Source organism: Pseudonocardia terrae, from assembly GCF_021343995.1.
Lineage (GTDB): Bacteria > Actinomycetota > Actinomycetes > Mycobacteriales > Pseudonocardiaceae > Pseudonocardia > Pseudonocardia terrae.
In genome coordinates this window covers 95,675-111,395 of the sequence record NZ_JAJTTE010000005.1, presented here as the reverse complement: position 1 = coordinate 111,395, position 15,721 = coordinate 95,675, and the positions used below count along the sequence as shown (strand labels likewise).

The window sequence follows — 15,721 nt, the reverse complement described above, 5'->3', positions numbered from 1 at the left end:
CTCCGCGCGCCCTTGCGCCGCGGCTCGGGAAGTCGTTCGGTCGTAATCCTACAGGCTTAAGGTTTACCACGCGAGGGGCGCGCTCAAACCTGCCTGCCGCCTGCACGTTCAGCGGTCGATGACCAGCTTCGGCGAGGCCGCGCGGGACACGCAGGGGAACATCACGTCGTTCTCCGCCTGCTCCTCCGGCGTGAGCAGCGAGTCGCGGTGCTCGGGCACCCCGCCGAGGACGGCGGACTCGCAGGTGCCACAGGTGCCTTCCCGGCAGGACGTCTCGATGGTCACGCCCGCCTCCGCCGCGGCGTCGACGATGCTGACACCGGGCGACACCGTCACCGTGACCCCGGACTGCGCGAACTCGACCTCGAACGAGCCGTCCTCGGCCGTGCTCGGGATCTCCTTCGGCGCGAACCGCTCGACGTGCAGGGCGCCGGACGGCCACGCCGCGCAGCGCTCCTCGACCGCCTTGAGCAGGGCCTCGGGGCCGCAGCAGTAGACCAGCGTGTCTCCGCTCGGCGCACCCAGCAGGGTCTCGAGGTCGAGCAGCCCGACCTCGTCCTGCGGCTGGAGCGACACGCGGTCGCCGTACCGCTCGACGAGCTCGTCGCGGAAGGCCATGGACGCCCGGGTCCGGCCGCCGTAGACCAGCCGCCAGTCCGCGCCCGCCTTCTCCGCCTCGGCGATCATCGGCACGATCGGCGTGATGCCGATGCCGCCGGCGACGAACAAGTAGCGCGGCGAGTACTCGAGGGCGAAGTTGTTGCGCGGGCCGCGCACGCGCAGCACCCGTCCGACCCCCACGGCGTCGTGCACGTGGGCGGACCCTCCACGCCCTGCGGGTTCGCGCAGCACGGCCACTTGGTAACACCCACGGTCGTGCCGGTCCCCGCACAGCGAGTACTGCCGCACGAGGTCCGGGGCGAGATCGAGGTCCAGGTGCGCGCCCGGATCCCACTCCGGCAGCTCGGTCCCGGCCGTGGGGCGCAGGGTCAGCCGGACGACGCCGTCGGCGACCGCCTCGCGCGCCGTCACCTCGACGTCGATCTCGTGCTCGGGTGCTCCGGTCGTCCTGCTCACGGATTGACTCCTCCGACACGACCGGACCGCCCGCGGGCTCCCACGGGCGGTCCGGCCCTCACGAACCTGCTGCCACGCGCCCGGTCAGGCGGACGGCGACTCCTGCAGTGACTCCTGCAGGGCCAGCGCCCGTTCGGGGCAGATGTCCACGACGTGCTCGGCCTGGCCGACCATCCCGTCGGGCACGGGCTCCGTCAGGATGATCGGGTCTCCCTGGTCGTCGCAGTCCACGATCTCGGGCGCGGCCCCGTAGCAGAGGCCGTGCCCGGCGCAGGCGCCGCGATCGACCGTCAGGTACCGGTCCATCTCGGGTCCTCCCCGGTCGTTCCTGGTGGTGAGCTCAGGCCTGGCCCAGGTCCTCGGGGAACCAGATGGCGACCCGACCCATGGTGCCGCCGTCGCCGGAGGAGATGACCTGGCCGGAGGTGTACGCGGCGTCGTCGGAGACCAGGAACAGCGCGATCTTCGCGTTGTCGAGCAGCGACGGCGGGCGGTCCAGCTTGAGCGGGATTGGGGTCACGCTCTTGTCCCAGGGGCCCGCGACCTCCTCGTAGGACTGGCCGACCACCGGGGCGCCGGCCTCCATGAGGAAGTTCGGCGACATGCCGTGGGTCGGCGCGATCGCGTTGACCCGGATGCCGTACTTGCCCAGGTCCAGCGCCAGACCGCGCACCATGGCGTTCACGCCGGCCTTGCTCGCGGAGTAGGACGGGATCTGGTGGTAGGCCTGCATCGACGCCGCCGACGACGTCACCAGGATGACGCCGTGGCCCTGCTCGCGGAACGTCTTCGTGACGTGCTTGGCGCACAGGAACGGACCGGTCAGGTTCGTCGTGATGACGTGGTTCCAGTCCTCGAGCGCGTAGTCCTCGAACTCGATGTGCTCGCCGCCCGCAACGCTCGGCACACCGCCGCGGGACACGATGCCCGCGTTGGCCCACATGATGTCGATCTTGCCGAATTCGTCGAGCGCGGTCTGCACCGTGCGCTCCACGTCGGCCTCGACCGTGGTGTCGGCCTGGACCGCCACCGCGGTGCCGCCCTGCTCGCTCACCAGCTTGACGGTCGCGTCGGCGCGGTCGCCGTCGATGTCCATCACGACGATCTTGGCGCCCTCGGCGGCGAACAGCTGCGACGACTGGCGCCCCAGCCCCGAGCCCGCACCGGTGATGATCGCGACCTTGTTCTCGAGCCTCGCCATGACGTGTCCTCCCTGAGACGTCCAGCGGATGGGATCCGCGGCCCGGGCCGCTCGGTGCGAGCGAACGGGGCGGCGGCGGAAATCGCGCGCCGACCCACCGGGGAATGGTGATCGATTCGCGGTGCGGCGTTTCCGACCGCCGCACCTTATAGCGTTAGGTTCTGCTCCGTCAACGCTCGTTCAGGACGACGTGACGGGCGTGAAGAGCAGCGGCAGCCGGGCGAACCCGCGCACCTGGCTCGGCAGCACGACGGCCGGGTCCTCCGGGTCCAGGCGGTAGTCCGGGATGCGCTTGTGGATCTCCTCCATGGCGATCCGCAGCTCCACGCGGGCCAGGTGCGAGCCGATGCACCGGTGCGGACCCGAGCCGAAGGCCAGGTGCCGGTTCGGGGTCCGGTCGACCTGCAACGACTGCGGGTCGGCGAACTGCGAGTCGTCCCGGTTGGCCGAGCAGAGCAGGAGCAGCAGCTGGTCGTCGGCCTTGATCGTCACGCCGCCGATCTCGACGTCGCGCACCGCGCGGCGGCCCATGGCGATCTGCGACTCGTAGCGCAGGACCTCCTCGACCGCAGCAGGGATGGCGTCCGCGTCGGCGATCACCGTGTCCCGCTGGTCGGTGTTCGTCGAGAGGTGCAGCATCATCCAGCACAACGTTCCCTGGACGGTGTGCAGGCCGGCGATGAGCAGCAGGAAGAACATCCGCGCGAGCTCGTCGTCGGTGAGATCGCGCTCGACCCCCTCGGCGTCCTTGATCCGGGTCTTCATCACGGCGGTGGTGATGTCGTCGAGCTCCTCACCCGCCTCGGCGGCGGCCCGCCGCGTGTGGATGATCTGCATGAAGTAGCCGAACATCTGCATGGCGGCCTCGGTCCGGGAGGCGACGGCCTGCTCCGGGGTGTCACCCGGCTTGCCGTTCATCGCGATCTCGGTGGCCTCGGTGAACATCGGCGCGTCCTCGAGCGGCCAGCCCATCAGCGCGAGGAACACGGTGGTGGGCAGCTCGTGGGCGAACTCCTCCACGAACTCGACCCTGCCCGCGCCCTGGAACTTCTCGATCAGCTCGACGACCAGCTCGCGGATCCGCGGCTCGAGCGCCCGCATCCGGGTCGGGTTGAACAGCGGCTGCAGGGCCTGCCGGTACGAGGTGTGCTCCGGCGGGTCCAGCTCGATCGGCAGGAACTTGCCCTGGCCGGCGTCGACGAGGTTGTTCGGGTAGCTGGAGAAGGTCGCCGGGTCCCTGAGGATCTCGTGGACCTCGTCGTAGGCGGTGACCAGCCAGTGGCCCCCGTACGCCGGCGACCAGACGATCGGCCCGACCTTGGCCAGCTCCGCGGTCCGCTCCTGCATCCGGTCGACCGGCATGGTGAGCGCGGGGTCGTAAATGTCGAAGTCGACCACGAGATCCGGTCTGACGTCCGCACGCGTGGTGGGCATGGCACTCTCCTGTCGGGTCGCCTGTGACTCGCTGACTTTACAAACGACGAGATGTGTCAGCTGGTAACGTAACCGAACGGGTGAACGACGTCGAGACCCAGGAGGACCCGTGCGCGAGATCCCGCCCGCCAGCGCCGGCTCCGTGCTGGACCTGTTCCGGCTCGACGGGCGGGTAGCCCTGGTCAGCGGCGCCAGCGGCGGCCTCGGCGCCGGGTTCGCCTGTACGCTGGCCGAGGCCGGGGCCGACGTCGTTCTCGCCGCGCGGCGGGCCGACGGGCTCGAGAAGACCGCGGCCGCCGTACGGGAGCGCGGCCGCCGGGCGCTCCCGGTCGCCACGGACGTGACGGATCCGGCGGCCTGCGAGGCCGCGGCGCAGGCGGCGGTCGCGGAGTTCGGCCGGCTCGACGTTCTGATCAACAACGCCGGGATCAGCACCGTCTCCCCTGCGCTGAAGGAGGACCCGGCGGACTTCCGGCGTGTGATCGACGTGAACCTCGTGGCCGCGTACCAGCTGGCCACGGCGTGCGCGCGGGTCATGGAGCGGGGCGGCAGCGTCGTCAACGTGGCCAGCGTCCTCGGCCTGGTGAAGTCCGTACTGCCGCAGGCCGCGTACGCCGCCAGCAAGGCGGGCATGATCGGGCTGACCCGCGACCTCGCGCACCAGTGGACGGAGCGGCGCGGCATCCGCGTGAACGCCCTCGCCCCCGGCTTCGTCGCCACGGACATGAATGCCGAGATGCCCGAGGAGTGGCTCGACCGGTTCCTCGCCACCGGGTCGCTCCACCGCCTCGGCACGCAACGCGAGATGGACGCGGCCATGCTCTTCCTCGCCTCGCCCGCGTCGAGCTACGTCACCGGCACGACCCTCGCCGTCGACGGCGGGATGTCGGGGCACTGAGCGAAGCCTGCGGAGCGAACATCGGGCCTGACCAGCGGCGCTCCCGCTCACGAGCGACGAGCGGGAGCGCCGTCCAGGGCTTCTCAGGCCGGCAGTGCGGGGTCGTCGGACGGGGGCTGCAGGACACCGGACCGGACGAGGGCGTCGATCTCCCGGTCCCCGCGGCCGAGCAGGGTGCGGGCGATCTCGCGGGTGTGCTCCCCCGGTGTCGGGGCGGGACCCTGATCGGGGTCGGCGATGCTCGAGAACCGGGCGATCCGCGCCGCGGCCGGAACCGGCGCGGACAGCATCGGGTGCGCGAGGGTGTGGAAGGAGTCGCGCGCCACCAGCTGCGGGTGCGTCAGCTCGTCGGGCAGCCGGAGCATGCCCGCGGCGGGGACGCCGACCGTCTGCAGCAGCTCCGCCACCTCCTCCGGAGCTCGGTCGGCGGTCCACTCCGCGAGCCGCTTCTCGACTTCCTCGCGGTGGGCGAGCCGGCCGTCGAGCGTGCGGAGGTCCGGCTCGTCGGGGAGCCCCGTGGCCTCCACCAGCCGCCGCCAGTCCTCGTCGTCCCGCACCTCGATCACGCACCACTCGTCGTCGCCGGCGCAGGGGAAGACGCCGGCGGGCGCGACGCCCGTGCGGGAGTTGCCTTCCGCGCCCACCCTCCCGGGCTCCAGCGAGGCGCGCGCCAGGGTCGGTCCGAGCGCGACGACGGCGACGTCCGCCTGGGCGACCTCCACGGCCCGCCCCGGCCCGTCCGCACCCCGCCCGATCAGCGCCGCGAGCGCCGCGACGGCGCCGACGTGCCCGGCGACGTGATCGGGGTAGACGGTCGAGCCGTCGCAGAAGGCGGCCGGGTCGCTCGCGTCGCGGTCGGGGTCGCGCCAGAGCGCGGAGACCCCGCACGAGGCCCGCACCAACGGCCCGTACCCCATGCGCGTGCGCCAGGGGCCGCGGCCGCCGAAAGCACTGCTGTCCGACACGACGATCCGCGGGTTGATCTCGACGAGCTCGGCGTGCGAGAAGCCCAGCGACTCCAGCGTGCCCGGCTTGAAGTTCGCCGCCACCAGGTCCGCCTGCGCCACGAGCTCGCGGAACAGCCGCTTGCCCTCCGCGCTGCGCAGGTCCAGGCCCAGGCCCCGTTTGTTGCGTTGCCCCCAGGCGAACGAGGCGTTCATGCCCCCGCCCTTGCGGGTCTGACGCAGGCCGTCGGGGAAAGCCGAGTTCTCGACCTTGATCACGTCCGCGCCCTGGTCGGCGAACAACCGGCTCAGCTCGGCGCCGAACACGATCACTCCGAGGTCGAGCACCCGCAGCCCGGCCAACGGCCGCGCCCCCTCGCCGAGGGCGGACAGCCCGAGGTCCGGCTCCTCGCGGGCCTCGCTGCGGTCGGCGAGCAGGGCGTCGTGCTCCCCGGGCCGGGGCGCCGGGGTCCGCAGACCCGCGCGGACGCCGTCGATCGACACGTACCCGGTGGGCACCCGTGCCCGCAGCCCCTCGCCGAGCTCGGTGTCGACCAGGGTGCCGGTGAGGGTGAAGTGGTCCGCCTCCAGCACCTCGTCGAGGGTCAGCATCCCGGCGACCGGGATGCCGCGGCGGCTCCCCTCGAGCGTGAGCTCCTCGCGGGTCCGGTCGGCGAACAGGGCCGCGATCAGCGGGTTCAGCCTGTCCGACGCCTCGAACCGGGCGGGGATGGTGTCGTAGCGCGGGTGCGCGAACTCCGCCGGCTCGCCGAGCCACTCGAACATGGCCCGCCACTGCCGCTTGGCCAGCAGGCAGATCCGGACGTGCCCGTCGGCGCACGGGTAGACGGGGTAGTAGTTGGCCGCGTCGGGACGGTCCCTCGGGAAGGTCTCGGACCGGCCGGCGGCAGCCGAGCCCTGCGTGCCGAAGCCGGGGTCGAAGCCGTGCACCACCGCCTCGAAGGCCGAGACGTCGACGTGCTCACCCCGCCCCGTGCGGACCCGCTTCACGTAGGCGACCAAGGTGGCCCACGCCGCGTGGACGCCGACGGTCTGCCCGACGAGTCCGACCGGCGGCAGCAGTGGCGTGCTGCCCGGCAGGCCGGAGCGCGACAGCACACCGCCGGCCGCGGCCAGCACGTCCTCGGTCGCCACCCGGTCGGCCCACGGGCCGGTGCGACCGAAGTCGGTGATCGACACGACGACGAGGGCGGGGTTGGCGGCGTGGAGGTCCTCCGGGGTGAGGCCCAGGGCGCGCGCCTCCGGTCCGCCGAACGACTCCAGCACGATGTCGGCGTGCCGGGCCCGGCGCAGCAGCTCCGCCCGGCCGGCGGGATCGGTGAGGTCGAGGACCACACCGAGTTTGTTGGCGTTGCGCAGCGCGAAGCCGAGGGCGTCGCGCCGGCCGGGCGACCCGCCCGGCGGCTCCACGCGCACGACCTCGGCACCGAGGTCGGCGAGGAAGCGGCCGCAGGACTCGGCCGCCCCCTCGGTCAGGTCGAGGACGCGCAACGCGCGCAGGGGGAACGTCGGAGCCGACCTGTCCGTCATGGCACCCTTCCGGTCCCGGCGGGGCCGCCGCCGTGTGCTGTCATGGGAGCGAGCGCGTCTCAGCGGAGCGCGTGCCGGGCCGCCCGTCTGCGGCGGCGCTGCGGACCGTGCCCACAGCCGGGCCACACGCGGCCGGTGGCCGGTGGGGTCGGCCGGCCGATCAGCCGGACGAGCGAGCGATACAGAGTGACCACGGCCATCCTCTCATCGTTGATACAGATGACGTAATCTGTTTCTAACGGTACTAGGTTGGAGTCCGCGGCGGCAATCGGCCCCGTGCGTGTCACACCGCGTCGCGACCTCCGGCCCCTCATCACCCCACCGGCGGTCGCCGCCGAGGAGGACGAACGTGACGACGAACCAGGCGGGCCCCGAGGTCCGCGCCAAGGACCGGGTGGTGATCCGGTTCGCGGGTGACTCCGGCGACGGGATGCAGCTCACGGGGGACCGGTTCACCTCGGAGACCGCGACCTTCGGCAACGACCTGTCGACGCTGCCGAACTACCCGGCCGAGATCCGCGCCCCTGCCGGCACCCTCCCGGGCGTGTCGTCGTTCCAGCTGCACTTCGCCAACTACGACATCCTGACCCCGGGTGACCGGCCGGACGTGCTGGTGGCGATGAACCCGGCCGCGCTCAAGGCGAACATCGGCGACCTGCCCCACGGCGGGGTGCTGATCGTCAACACCGACGAGTTCACCAGACGCAACCTCACGAAGGTCGGCTACTCCGGGAACCCGCTGGAGGACGACTCGCTCGAGGACTACCAGGTCCATCCCGTCGCGATGGCCACCCTCACCCGGGGTGCGCTGGAGGAGACCGGGCTGAGCAAGAAGGACGCCGAGCGGGCGAAGAACATGTTCGCCCTGGGCTTGTTGTCGTGGATGTACCACCGCCCGCACGAGGGGACCGAGCGGTTCCTGCGGGAGAAGTTCGCGAAGAAACCCGACATCGCCGAGGCGAACATCCTGGCCTTCCGGGCCGGGCACGCCTACGGGGAGACGACCGAGGCGTTCGCGGTCACGTACGAGGTGGCGCCCGCCCGGCTCGCGCCGGGGACCTACCGGCAGATCACGGGCAACACGGCGATGGCCTACGGAATCGTGGCCGCGGGCCGGACGACCGGGCTGCCCGTGTTCCTGGGCACGTACCCGATCACCCCGGCCTCGGACATCCTGCACGAGCTCTCCCGCCACAAGGCCTTCGGCGTGACCACCTTCCAGGCCGAGGACGAGATCGCCGGCGTCGGCGCCGCCCTCGGCGCGTCGTTCGGTGGCAGTCTGGGCGTCACCACGACCAGTGGTCCGGGGATCGCGCTGAAGTCCGAGACCATCGGGCTCGCGGTGGCGTTGGAGCTGCCGCTGCTGGTGATCGACGTGCAGCGCGGCGGCCCGTCCACCGGCCTTCCCACGAAGACCGAGCAGGCCGACCTGCTGCAGGCGATGTTCGGGCGCAACGGCGAGGCCCCGCTGCCGATCATCGCCCCTCGCTCGCCCGGGGACTGTTTCCACGCCGCGGTCGAGGCCGCCGCGATCGCCGTGCAGTACCGGACCCCGGTGATCGTGCTGTCCGACGGCGCCCTGGCCAACGGCTCCGAGCCGTGGAAGGTGCCCGACGCCTCCACCCTGGAGTCGGTCGACCCGCAGTTCGCCACCGAGCCCAACGCCCCGGACGGCTCCGGGGAGTTCTGGCCCTACCTGCGCGACACCGAGACCCTGGCCCGCCCGTGGGCCATCCCGGGCACCCCGGGGCTGGAGCACCGGGTCGGCGGGTTGGAGAAGGCCGACGGGCGCGGCTCGATCTCCTACGACCCGGACAACCACGACCGGATGGTCCGGCTCCGCCAGGCCAAGATCGACGGGATCGACGTACCCGACGTCGAGGTCCACGACCCCGACGGCAACGCCGAACTGCTCGTGATCGGCTGGGGCTCCACCTACGGCCCGATCGAGGCCGGCGCCCGCCGCGTCCGCGCGCTCGGGCACGCCGTCGCGACGGCACACCTGCGCCACCTCAATCCCATGCCCGCCAACCTCGGCGTGATCCTGAGCCGTTACCGGACCGTGCTGGTGCCGGAGATGAACCTCGGCCAGCTCGCCCTGCTGCTGCGCGGCCGCTACCTGGTCGACGCGAAGTCCTACACGAAGGTGTCCGGGCTGCCGTTCAAGGCCGAGGAGCTGCAGGACGTGTTCCTCGAGTACGTCGACCCCGACTTCCTCAGCAGCCCTGAACAGGCGGACACCGCGCGGCAGGAGGCCCACGCATGACCACCGACCTCGGAATGCCGGGTCTCGCCCTGGTCCCGACGACGGACGCGAAGCAGACCGCCAAGGACTACACCTCCGACCAGGAGGTCCGCTGGTGCCCCGGCTGCGGCGACTACGCCGTCCTCGCCGCCGTGCGCCAGTTCCTCCCCACCCTGGGCATCAAGCGCGAGAACACCATGTTCGTCTCCGGCATCGGCTGCAGCTCCCGTTTCCCGTACTACCTGAACACCTATGGGATGCACTCCATCCACGGCCGCGCCCCGACCATCGCCACCGGCCTGGCCGTCTCCCGCCCCGACCTGTCGGTCTGGGTCGTCACCGGCGACGGCGACGCGCTGTCCATCGGCGGCAACCACCTCATCCACGCCCTGCGCCGCAACGTCAACCTCAAGATCCTGCTGTTCAACAACCGGATCTACGGGCTGACCAAGGGCCAGTACAGCCCGACATCCGAGGTCGGGAAGGTCACCAAGTCCACCCCCATGGGCTCGCTCGACCACCCCTTCAACCCGATCTCGCTGGCCCTCGGCGCCGAAGCGTCGTTCGTCGGGCGGGCGCTGGACTCCGACCGCAAGGGCCTCACCGAGATCCTCGGCGCCGCCGCCGCACACCGCGGCTCGGCGCTGGTCGAGATCTTCCAGGACTGCCCGATCTTCAACGACGGCTCCTTCGACCTGCTCCGCAAGCCCGAGACCAAGGACCAACGGCTCATCCCAATTCGCCACGGCGAGCCGATCCGCTTCGGCCCGGCCGGCGAGGACGGACTCGGCCAGTACGCCGTCGTCCAGCGTGGCTTCGGGCTCGAGGTCGTCGACGGCGCGAGCTTCGACCCCGCCGACATCGTCACCCACGACGCCACCAACCTCGAACTGGCCTTCGCCCTGTCCCGGCTGTCCGACCAGGACCTCGACCACACCGTCACCGGCGTCTTCCGCGACGTCGACCGCCCCACCTACGACGACGCCGCCCGCGCCCAGGTCCAACAGGCCAAGGACGCCGATCCGAACGCGGACCTGCAGGCCCTGCTCCACGGCCGCGACACCTGGACCATCGCCTGATATGGGGACTGTCACAGACAGGTCCGGCGGACCCGGTCCGGTAGCGTCGACGGGCGCACGGAGGGGGAAGGCGATGACCAAGGGCTCCGAAGGAGGACGGAAGCGGGCGCCACGTGCCCGGGTGACCGACCCGGCCACGGCGATCCTGCTCGCCGCGGAGTCCTGCTACCTCCGCCTCGGCATCACGAAGACGACGATGGACGACGTCGCGCGCGAGGCCGGCGTCTCCCGCCCCACCGTCTACCGGCACTACGCGACCCGGGACGACCTGATCACCGGCGTCCTGCTCGCTCGGGCCCGGGACCTGCTGGACCGGGCCCGGCGGTTCATCGACACCCGGTCCACGATCGACGCGAAGCTCGTCGACGGGATGATCTTCCTGGTGGACAGCGGGCGGCGGGACCCCATGGTCCTGCAGCTGGTCAGCCTCGAGTTCCTCGAGGTCGCGAACCGGGTCAGCGACACGCCGAAGCTGGCCACGGACCTCACCGCCGAGCTCTGGAGCCCGATCCTGCGGGAGGCGCAAGAGTCCGGAGAGGTCCGTGCCGACCTCGACGTCGACCGCTTCTGCGCCTGGCTGACCTTCGTCGAGCTGATCCTGGTGGGCCGCATCGGGCGACTCGGCGCGGAGGACCCCTCCCACCGGCGGCTCATGGAGCGGTTCGTGGTGCCCGCGCTGCACCAGGCCGTGGAGTACGACCGCGGCGCGGTCCGGGCGAGCTGAGCAGGCTCGCGCCCGCGGGATCAGCCCGCGGGCGCGAGCGCCGGAAGCAGGAAGTCCCCGATGAGGTCGCGGGCCGTGGGCCCGTCGGGGTCGAACAGGTCCTCGCGGCTGACCATCATCAGCTCGAGGTCGGCCATCAGCGCGCAGAGCTCGTGGAGGTCGACCTCCGGGCGCATCTCCCCCGCGGCCTGGGCGGCCGACAGGATGGGCTCCCAGATCTCGTAGGTGAGGTTCTCCGCCACGTTGCTCGAGGTGAGGATCCCACTGGCCGCGCCGAGGTTCTCCGGCCGCAGCAGGGCCCTCAGGATCGGGTCCTTGCGGCCGCCTTCGATGAGGAACGCCAGCCCGTCGACCAGCTTGTCGGCGAAGGTCGTGCGGCTGTCGATGAACTCGCGTGCATGCCCGCTGAAGGCCCGCGAGCGCCGGGACACGACCTCGACGATCAGCGCGTCGCGGTCGGCGAAGTACCGGTAGACGGTGGGCCGCGAGACGCCGGCGCGCTTGGCGATGTCGTCCATCGTGGTGCGCTGCACGCCGTAGGCGAGGAAGCACTCCTCCGCCGCGGCGACCAGCCGGCGCCGCGCCTGCTCCGGGCCGCCCGCGAAGGGCCCCCGTCCTCGTCCCACGTTCATCCCCCCGCCGTTCGGACCGTCAGCGTACCGGTCGGCACGGCTCAGACCGGCTCGAACACGGGCAGGAGCTCGCCCGGCTCCTCCTCGGAGCCCGACGGGACGAAACGCACCCGGACCTGCGCGCCGGCACGCAGCGCGGCCGGGTCGTCGGCGAGCAGCCGGACCATCAACCACGGCCCCTCCGCCAGCTCGACGACGGCGCTGACGTAGGGCACGGCGTCCGCGAGCGCCGGCAGCGGCGCCTGGTGCACCACGACCCAGCTGACCAGGGTGCCCTCCCCCGACACGACGACGGGCTCCAGGTCGGCCGAGCCGCTGTCGGGGTCGGTGCGTGCCTCGGGCGGCAGCACGGTGCCGGACGGGCCGCGCTGCATCAGCAGCTCGCCACGGGCCGCCGCGTCGTAGAAGGCCGCACTCGGCTCGTCCCCCTCGACCAGGGGGAAGCTGCCGTTCACGACGCCTTCCTCTCGTGTGGACTCAGCACCAGCGTGGAGTGGTGCTCGAGGATCCCGCCGTTGCCGCTGACCAGGACGACGTCGTTGCGCGGCGCCTGGCGGGCTCCCCCGTCGCCGCGGGCCTGGATCACGGCCTCGGACAGCGGCGTGAAGCCCCACATGTAGTACGACGACAGCTGCCCGCCGCCGGTGTTGCAGGCCAGCTTCCCGCCCGGCGCGAGCCGGCCGTCGGACACGAACGCCCCGCCCTCGCCCTTGGCGCAGAAGCCGTAGTCCTCCAACGTGACCAGGACCGTGTAGGTGTAGCAGTCGTAGAGCTCGGCGACGTCGACGTCGTCGACCCCGATGCCGGCCATGCGCATGGCCGCCGGGCCGGACCTCCCCGCGGGAGTGACCAGCCCCCAGTCCGACCCGGCGTGCATGCGGCGGGGGGCGTGCGCCTGGCCGTACCCCCACACGTGGACCGGCGGCTTCGCCAGCGACGCCGCGCGGTCCGCCGCGGTCACCACGACCGCGACCGCTCCGTTGCTGACCAGGCAGCAGTCCAGCAGGTGCAGGGGATCGGCGATCCAGCGCGACGCCTGGTGGTCGGCCACCGTGAGCGGCTCGCGCATCTGGGCGAGCGGGTTGTGCACCGCCCACGCCCGCTGGGCGACGGCGATCTCGGCGAGCTGCGCGGAGGTGGTGCCGTAGCGCTCCATGTGCCGCCGGGCGCAGAGCGCGTAGAGGATGTTCGGGTTGGTCGCGCCGGAGTTCACCGACCAACCGGCCATGCCGCGCAGGCCCTTCGCAGCCCCGGGCCGCTTCGCCCCGGAGCCCCAGGCCGCGCCGGCCGACTGCTTCGGCTTCAGCGGGGTGTCGGCGAACACGCAGGCCACGGTGGTCGCGGCACCCGCGGCGATCGCCTGCGCGGCCTGCGCCACCATGACCCCCGCGGTGGCCCCGTAGGCGTTGACCTGGTTGAGCACCACGAGGTCGTGCAGGCCGAGCACGGCGGCGAGGTTGACGTTGACGTCCTGCTTCACGCCGGCGCTGACGAGCAGCCCGTCGAGGTCGCTCAGGCCCAGCCCCGCGTCCGCGACGGCGAGCCGGACCGCCTCGGCGGCGAGCGAGGTCGAGGACCGCCCGTACACCTTGCCCATCTCGGTCAGCCCGAGACCGGCGATCGCGGCTCCCGTCATCAGCGGCCCTCCCAGACCGGATCGCGCTTCTCCGCGAAGGCCGTGGGGCCCTCCTTGGCGTCCCGGCTGGTGAACACGACCTTCACCGCGTCCCGGTTGATGGCCCAGGTCTCCGGGCCCCAGTCCGAGCCGGCCGACCAGGTCTCGTGCACCACCCGCTTGCTCTGCTGCACCGAGAGCGGGGCGTTGGCCGCGACGACCTCCGCCAGCTCCAGCGCGACGTCGACGGCCGTGCCCTGCGGCGCGATCCGGTTGACCAGGCCCAGCTCGTAGGCGCGAGCGGCCGACATCGGCTCGCCGGTCAGGATCGTCTCGAGTGCGATCTTCAGCGGGATCTGGCGCTGCAGCCGGATGACGCCACCGGCGGCGGCGAAGAGCCCGCGCTTGACCTCCGGCAGCCCGAGCGAGGCCGTCTCGTCGATCACCGCCAGGTCGCAGGACAGCATGATCTCCGTGCCGCCGCCCATCGCGTAGCCGTTCACTGCCGCGATCGTGGGCTTGCCGATCCAGTGCTGGACGATGCCGCCGAAGCCCCACTCGGGGTGCTCGCGGTCGTCGATCCGGTTGCCTCTGGCCAGCTCCTTGAGGTCCGCGCCCGCGCAGAACCCGCGGCCCGCGCCGGTGATCACCACGACGCGCACCTCGGGGTCCTGCTGCGCCTGCTCGAGCGCGGCGCCCGCGGCGATCGACAGCGCGGCGTTCACCGCGTTCATGGCCTTGGGCCGGTTCAGTGTGACGACGCCGACGTGGCCCCTGCGCTCGAAGAGCGCGGCGGGCTCGGTGGTCGTGTCCGGGCTGGTCATCGGGCCTCCGGGGGCAGGTAGACGGATTTCAGCGCGACGTACGGGGTGAGGCCCTCGGGTCCGAGCTCACGCCCCAGCCCGCTGGCCTTGACCCCGCCGAACGGGCCCAGGACGTCCAGCGCGTAGTGGTTGACGCCGACCGTGCCGGTCTCGATCCGCGCGGCCAGGGCCTCGCCGCGCTCCTGGTCGGTGGTCCAGACGGTGCCGCCGAGGCCGTACTCGGAGTCGTTGGCCAGCGCGACGGCCTCGTCCTCGTCCGAGTAGGGCGTCACGACCAGGACGGGCCCGAAGATCTCCTCGCGCGCGATCGGGCTGGTGTTCTCGACGTCCGCGAACACGGTGGGCTCCACGAACCAGCCCTCGGGCAGGTCGGCGGGGATGGATCCGCCGGCCGTCAGGCGCGCTCCGCTCCGACGACCGGCGTCGACATGGGCGAGCACCCGCTCGCGCTGGGCCGCGCTGACCAGCGGCCCGATCTGGGTGGTCTTCTCCAGCGGGTCACCGACGCGCAGCGCCTTCACGGTGTCCGTCACCGCGTCCACGATCTCGGCGTAGCGCGAGCGCGGCGCCAGGATCCGGGTGCTCGCGTGACAGGTCTGGCCGTTGTTGGCCAACGACACCTCGGGCAGGGCCGCGAGGAAGACGTCCAGGTCGGCGTCCTCGGCGACGAGGGCCGCGGACTTCCCGCCGAGCTCCAGGGTGACCGGGCGCAGCAGCCGCCCGCAGACCTCCCCGATCGCGCGCCCGGCCGCCGTGGACCCGGTGAACGCCACCTTGTCCACGCCCGGGTGTTCCACCAGGTACGCCCCGGCCTCGCGGCCGCCCGGGATCACGTTCAGCACTCCCGGCGGCAGCCCGGCCTCCAGGGCCGCGTCCGCGAAGGCGTGGGCGTCGAGCGCGGTCTCCGGCGACGGCTTGAGCACGACCGTGCAGCCCGCGGCCAGCGCCGGCGCGAGCTTCATCGCGGCGAGGGCCTGCGGGTAGTTCCAGGGGGTGATCGCCGCGACGACGCCGACGGGCCCGCGGCGGACGCGGGTGCGCGCTAGGGGACCGTGGCGCACGTCCTCGGCGTCCAGCCCCGCGGCCAGCCCGGCGTAGTAGTCAACCATGATCGCCGGGGCGAACCCGTTGGCGCCCACCGACAGCGCCCGCGGCATGCCGTTCTCGCGGCTGACCAGCTGAGCGGTGTCGCGGCCCCGGGCCTTGAGCGCCGCGGCGAATCGGCGCATCACCTCGGCCCGCTCGGCACCCGTCGTCCGGCCCCACGGACCGCGCAGGGCCTCGCGTGCGGCCGCCACGCCGGCGTCGACGTCGGCCGACGCGGCCAGGGCGGCGGTCCCGAGCGGCTTCCCGGTGGCGGCCTCGAGGACCTGGGTGACCTCGGCATCCGCCGGGGTGCGCCAGTCGCCCCCGACGAACAAGGCGGGCCGGTCGAGGGTCGCTTCCACTGGTCGTTCTCCGTTCCGCGTGCCGCCTCCGTGCGGCCCGGCTCCCGGA

At 72.5% G+C, this 15,721-nt stretch carries 14 protein-coding genes; 4 read left to right on the top strand and 10 right to left on the bottom strand.

All coding sequences use genetic code 11. From position 1 onward, the window contains the following. Nucleotides 1–108: 108 nt before the first annotated feature. The 4 genes from LWC33_RS05055 to LWC33_RS05040 form a co-directional block, all read right to left on the bottom strand. Nucleotides 109–1,077 (bottom strand): PDR/VanB family oxidoreductase, encoded by a 969-nt coding sequence (locus LWC33_RS05055; RefSeq protein ID WP_233303031.1) that lies wholly within the window; start codon nucleotides 1,075–1,077, stop codon nucleotides 109–111. Between the two features lie 84 nt (nucleotides 1,078–1,161). After that, a complete protein-coding gene (locus LWC33_RS05050; protein WP_233303030.1) occupies nucleotides 1,162–1,383 on the bottom strand; it encodes a ferredoxin in 222 nt (73 codons plus the stop codon). A 34-nt stretch (nucleotides 1,384–1,417) separates the two neighbouring features. After that, nucleotides 1,418–2,278 (bottom strand): SDR family NAD(P)-dependent oxidoreductase, encoded by an 861-nt coding sequence (locus LWC33_RS05045; protein ID WP_233303029.1) that lies wholly within the window; start codon nucleotides 2,276–2,278, stop codon nucleotides 1,418–1,420. Nucleotides 2,279–2,458: 180 nt separating this feature from the next. After that, the gene (locus LWC33_RS05040; RefSeq protein WP_233303028.1) at nucleotides 2,459–3,712 is read right to left on the bottom strand and encodes a cytochrome P450; all 1,254 of its coding nucleotides are present in this window, start codon (nucleotides 3,710–3,712) and stop codon (nucleotides 2,459–2,461) included. A gap of 109 nt (nucleotides 3,713–3,821) precedes the next feature. Here LWC33_RS05040 and LWC33_RS05035 point away from each other — a divergent pair, with 109 nt between their 5' ends. Further along, a complete protein-coding gene (locus LWC33_RS05035) occupies nucleotides 3,822–4,610 on the top strand; it encodes an SDR family NAD(P)-dependent oxidoreductase (RefSeq protein WP_233303027.1) in 789 nt (262 codons plus the stop codon). A gap of 83 nt (nucleotides 4,611–4,693) precedes the next feature. On the opposite strand, the gene LWC33_RS05030 is transcribed toward LWC33_RS05035, so the two are convergent. Then, on the bottom strand, nucleotides 4,694–7,105 hold the full coding sequence (locus LWC33_RS05030; RefSeq protein WP_233303026.1) for a CaiB/BaiF CoA transferase family protein: 2,412 nt from the start codon (nucleotides 7,103–7,105) through the stop codon (nucleotides 4,694–4,696). Between the two features lie 349 nt (nucleotides 7,106–7,454). Here LWC33_RS05030 and LWC33_RS05025 point away from each other — a divergent pair, with 349 nt between their 5' ends. The 3 genes from LWC33_RS05025 to LWC33_RS05015 all read left to right on the top strand — a co-directional run bounded on the left by LWC33_RS05025 (nucleotide 7,455) and on the right by LWC33_RS05015 (nucleotide 11,153). Then, complete coding sequence (locus tag LWC33_RS05025; RefSeq protein ID WP_233303025.1) at nucleotides 7,455–9,371, top strand: 2-oxoacid:acceptor oxidoreductase subunit alpha; 1,917 nt, start codon at nucleotides 7,455–7,457, stop codon at nucleotides 9,369–9,371. Further along, nucleotides 9,368–10,429, top strand: a complete 1,062-nt coding sequence (locus tag LWC33_RS05020) for a 2-oxoacid:ferredoxin oxidoreductase subunit beta (protein WP_233303024.1) — start codon at nucleotides 9,368–9,370, stop codon at nucleotides 10,427–10,429. Before LWC33_RS05025 ends, LWC33_RS05020 begins: the two co-directional genes overlap by 4 nt. A 121-nt stretch (nucleotides 10,430–10,550) precedes the next feature. Beyond that, nucleotides 10,551–11,153, top strand: coding sequence for a TetR/AcrR family transcriptional regulator (locus tag LWC33_RS05015; protein WP_233303023.1), 603 nt, complete (start codon nucleotides 10,551–10,553; stop codon nucleotides 11,151–11,153). A 20-nt stretch (nucleotides 11,154–11,173) separates the two neighbouring features. On the opposite strand, the gene LWC33_RS05010 is transcribed toward LWC33_RS05015, so the two are convergent. Genes LWC33_RS05010 through LWC33_RS04990 form a run of 5 tightly spaced genes read right to left on the bottom strand, consistent with a single transcriptional unit; the run spans nucleotide 11,174 to nucleotide 15,672 of the window. Beyond that, nucleotides 11,174–11,779 carry a TetR/AcrR family transcriptional regulator gene (locus LWC33_RS05010; protein WP_233303022.1) on the bottom strand — a complete coding sequence of 202 codons (606 nt, stop codon included), beginning with the start codon at nucleotides 11,777–11,779 and terminating at the stop codon, nucleotides 11,174–11,176. 47 nt (nucleotides 11,780–11,826) lie between these two features. After that, the gene (locus LWC33_RS05005) at nucleotides 11,827–12,240 is read right to left on the bottom strand and encodes a Zn-ribbon domain-containing OB-fold protein (protein WP_233303021.1); all 414 of its coding nucleotides are present in this window, start codon (nucleotides 12,238–12,240) and stop codon (nucleotides 11,827–11,829) included. Beyond that, nucleotides 12,237–13,421, bottom strand: a complete 1,185-nt coding sequence (locus tag LWC33_RS05000; protein WP_233303020.1) for a thiolase family protein — start codon at nucleotides 13,419–13,421, stop codon at nucleotides 12,237–12,239. The genes LWC33_RS05005 and LWC33_RS05000 overlap by 4 nt, the downstream gene beginning before the upstream one ends. Continuing rightward, the gene (locus LWC33_RS04995) at nucleotides 13,421–14,224 is read right to left on the bottom strand and encodes a crotonase/enoyl-CoA hydratase family protein (protein ID WP_233303019.1); all 804 of its coding nucleotides are present in this window, start codon (nucleotides 14,222–14,224) and stop codon (nucleotides 13,421–13,423) included. The genes LWC33_RS05000 and LWC33_RS04995 overlap by 1 nt, the downstream gene beginning before the upstream one ends. Next, nucleotides 14,221–15,672, bottom strand: a complete 1,452-nt coding sequence (locus tag LWC33_RS04990) for an aldehyde dehydrogenase (protein ID WP_233303018.1) — start codon at nucleotides 15,670–15,672, stop codon at nucleotides 14,221–14,223. The genes LWC33_RS04995 and LWC33_RS04990 overlap by 4 nt, the downstream gene beginning before the upstream one ends. Nucleotides 15,673–15,721: the final 49 nt, after the last annotated feature.